General features: G+C 50.3%; 5 protein-coding genes. 1 reads left to right on the top strand and 4 read right to left on the bottom strand.

Annotated features, from left to right (window positions below; all coding sequences use genetic code 11):
• Positions 1-894: FkbM family methyltransferase (locus VMJ32_00665; protein ID HTQ37505.1), on the top strand; the 894-nt coding region annotated here is incomplete at its 5' end.
• Positions 895-1082: 188 nt separating this feature from the next.
• Here the strand turns inward: VMJ32_00665 and VMJ32_00660 are convergent.
• The 4 genes from VMJ32_00660 to VMJ32_00645 form a co-directional block, all read right to left on the bottom strand.
• On the bottom strand, positions 1083-1433 hold the full coding sequence (locus VMJ32_00660; GenBank protein ID HTQ37504.1) for an aspartyl protease family protein: 351 nt from the start codon (positions 1431-1433) through the stop codon (positions 1083-1085).
• Between the two features lie 203 nt (positions 1434-1636).
• Positions 1637-1897 carry a hypothetical protein gene (locus VMJ32_00655; GenBank protein HTQ37503.1) on the bottom strand — a complete coding sequence of 87 codons (261 nt, stop codon included), beginning with the start codon at positions 1895-1897 and terminating at the stop codon, positions 1637-1639.
• Entirely contained in the window at positions 1894-2091 is a 198-nt protein-coding gene (locus tag VMJ32_00650) for a hypothetical protein (GenBank protein ID HTQ37502.1), read from the bottom strand. Before VMJ32_00650 ends, VMJ32_00655 begins: the two co-directional genes overlap by 4 nt.
• Positions 2092-2223: 132 nt before the next feature.
• The gene (locus VMJ32_00645) at positions 2224-2577 is read right to left on the bottom strand and encodes a hypothetical protein (GenBank protein ID HTQ37501.1); all 354 of its coding nucleotides are present in this window, start codon (positions 2575-2577) and stop codon (positions 2224-2226) included.
• Between the last annotated feature and the right edge of the window lie 331 nt (positions 2578-2908).

The following is a 2908-nucleotide window of genomic DNA, read 5'->3' as shown; positions in this document are numbered from 1 at the left end:
AAAATCGCATCCGCGGCAAAGACGCCAGCGACACCTGAACCGGTTCCCGCCGCTCGATTTTGGTGGCCGGCGGTGCATCATGGAAACGTCGGTAATTCGCACGGAGAGACGATGAGACTCAAATACTCCAATATGCCACGGTGGATGAAGCACAATCTTCTTGTCAAAAAGTTGTATCTCCTTAAAAAGATGCACTTCACCAAGTCCAAAGCCAGTCACTATTCACAGTTTGCAGAAGACATTTCCATCGGCCAATGTTTTCGGAATAGTTCTCAGGGCTTTTTTGTCGATGTGGGCTGTTTTCATCCGAAAAAATACAACAATACCTGGCTGCTGTATAAGCAAGGGTGGAGAGGAATCAACATTGATATCGATTCGATCAAAATAGATGGCTTCAACCTGGCCAGGCCCCAGGACACAAACATTTGTTGCGCCGTTTCCAATATGGAAGGCGAGATCAGTTACTTCTCCAGCGGTCATTACTCATTAACCACCTCTGTGGATAAGAACTTTTCCGAAGCCAGAGGCTCCTACGTTGAAAAAAAGACCCGTTGCGCGAAATTGACCACCCTGCTGGACGGAACGAAATACAAGGACCGTCAGATCGATTTTCTGTCGGTTGACGCCGAAGGACACGACCTGGAAGTGCTGATGTCGTTGGACTTCCAGCGCTATGATCCGCGGCTGATTGCGGTGGAAACTCATGCTGTGGCGTTCACAGAAGTGTGCGAAGCAGCCGTCTATCAATATCTGTTGGGCAAAGGATATTGCCTGGTGGGATGGTGCGGCTTAACCCTGCTAATGGCGAACAAGGCGATGCAGGAGGCGCGAGCCATCGCTCGCCGGCGAGAGCCGCCCTATAGCGATCAGCGCCCTGAAAGCGAACATTTGTAACCGGCGCGCCTTAGCGAAGGCCTGTTTCGGCCGGGACTGCCAAGCCTTTCCAGCTGCATAGCGCATAGGCAGTATCAACCGAATGATGGGAGGGTGATCAGTGTTTCGCAATGGCTTCACGGGGCTTTTGTTGAATTGATCCGGCGATACCTACTGTCGCACTTTTGGTGCTGCCGCCCACCTATAAATCAACCGAGCCGCATCATCATGGGTTGTAGCGTGCGATTGAATGGATTTAGGACCAGTCCCAGCGTTTCCAAGGTCACAGCACCCAGCAAAGCATCGTCGCCCGGTTCGCCAAGAATCACCGGACTATGACCTTCTTCGCCAGCTAGCACGAAATTGCACTCTGAAACACGGCGCTTGATTTTCGTGCCGTCAGCCAGCGTGAATGTAACCGTGCGCTTTGCCTTCAGCTTCAATTGCTTCCAGACTTGCTGCGGCAGCAAACTGTAAACGGCCCCACTGTCGACAAGAAACTCGACCTTTCTTGAAGTGCCATTGTTTGCCACAGTGCCTTCAATAAATGTGAGTCCCATGCGAAATTTCTCGTTAGATACTAGTTTATCCAATTATGGCTTTTCCGAGTGCCGGGGGCAACCGATTTTCATCTGTCACCACGAAAATGCCGGCGATGCCATTGCCGGCTTTGTGAACGGGCGCGCAAAAAAATCCGCAGCGCTTTTGGCGCTGCGGATTTTTTGTTGAATTATTCGGCGAACGATTGCACACAGTCTGGCGGTTATTTAATGAGGCGGTCGTATTCGGCATGGGCGCCAATCCAAAACCATTGGACGCCGTCGGGAACGGGAATGCCTAAAGCGCGATATTGCAGACCTACCCGAACACTGCGAAAACGACCGTGGCTGACGGACTTGAAGTGCAACGAAGCATGCGATGGATTGCGCTTCAAAAGCTCGAAATTTTGCCGAGCGAGATTTTGAATTTCTACGGGTAAAGCATTAAAGCACTGCCAGAACTGGCTCGCGGTGAAGTGCTTCACAGTTGGCGAGCCTTTCCAGCCTGGTATTCCGCTAATGCCTGCGCGGCCATTGCATCGAGTTTACCTGCCGCCGCGTCGGCTTCAATTTGAGCGTCCCAAGCGGCGGCATCGAATTCCGCAAACCAACGGCGGAACTCCGCTAGATCGGCTGGGGAAAGCATCGAAACAGCTTGTTCGAGTGATTTAACAGTCATGGCAACTGCTCGATGTGGAGTTGGTTTCAGCGGATCGCTCTAATTGTATCACACTGTGCAATCAGCGAAGCTGAAGTCTCAGGTTCCGTGTTTATACGAGAATTGGGCGAGCAAAACGATAATTCTCAAGTGTTATGCCTGCACGAACTGCCACTGGCCAGATTTCTCGCTCCATTCAGTGTATTGAGATTCGTCGCGAAATTGATTTTCATTCTTGAATTCAGTGGGCAATAACACAATGCCAACGTGAAATTTGCTGGCGAACGGATTATGCGTCATAAATTGCTTCCAGGGCGCTCGAAATTGATCAGACAGCGATTCCAAAGAAGTAGCCTGCTTCGCATTATTAATGAACACTGCGATTCGATAATCCGCAATGATGTCTAGCAGAACACGCAACGTCCACACGAATTCTTTGGGATCGTTTTCAATCTCGATTATAAGTTCATTATTCCAGGCGGTAGCGAAACCATTTTCATCAAGCATCCGATCGTCATTCAGATATCGACAATCGATCCCATATCGCTCAAATGATGGATGTCGATCATGCCGCGAATCTGTCTCTGGTAATAATTCTGGATGTAAGCGTCGGAATACCTGCGTTAGAAAGCAAGATTGGTAACCATCGCTACCATATTTGCTGAACCGCCGATTACAAGCTTGTTGCTTTCCAAGACTGTCAGTCGGCGCTTAAAACCAGCCACCCATCGGCGCATTAAAACCAGCCAGCTTGAGCACGGACGATTTGGCCTAATGGCCTTCTTAGCGGCAATTGCCGCGGAAGGAGGCCAAGATGGCGAATCGACTCAAGATGGCC

The sequence above is a fragment of the Pirellulales bacterium genome (assembly GCA_035499655.1).
Classification (GTDB): Bacteria; Planctomycetota; Planctomycetia; order Pirellulales; family JADZDJ01; genus DATJYL01.
Note: the sequence above shows the minus strand (reverse complement) of the source record. Positions and strands in the feature narration are given on the sequence as shown.

What these genes read in the sequence shown, in the direction of transcription:
- VMJ32_00660 (HTQ37504.1), bottom strand. Translation starts at nt 1,433, where the DNA reads ATGGGACTCACATTTATTGAAGGCACTGTGGCAAACAATGGCACTTCA.
- VMJ32_00645 (HTQ37501.1), bottom strand. Translation starts at nt 2,577, where the DNA reads ATGCTTGATGAAAATGGTTTCGCTACCGCCTGGAATAATGAACTTATA.
- VMJ32_00650 (HTQ37502.1), bottom strand. Translation starts at nt 2,091, where the DNA reads ATGACTGTTAAATCACTCGAACAAGCTGTTTCGATGCTTTCCCCAGCC.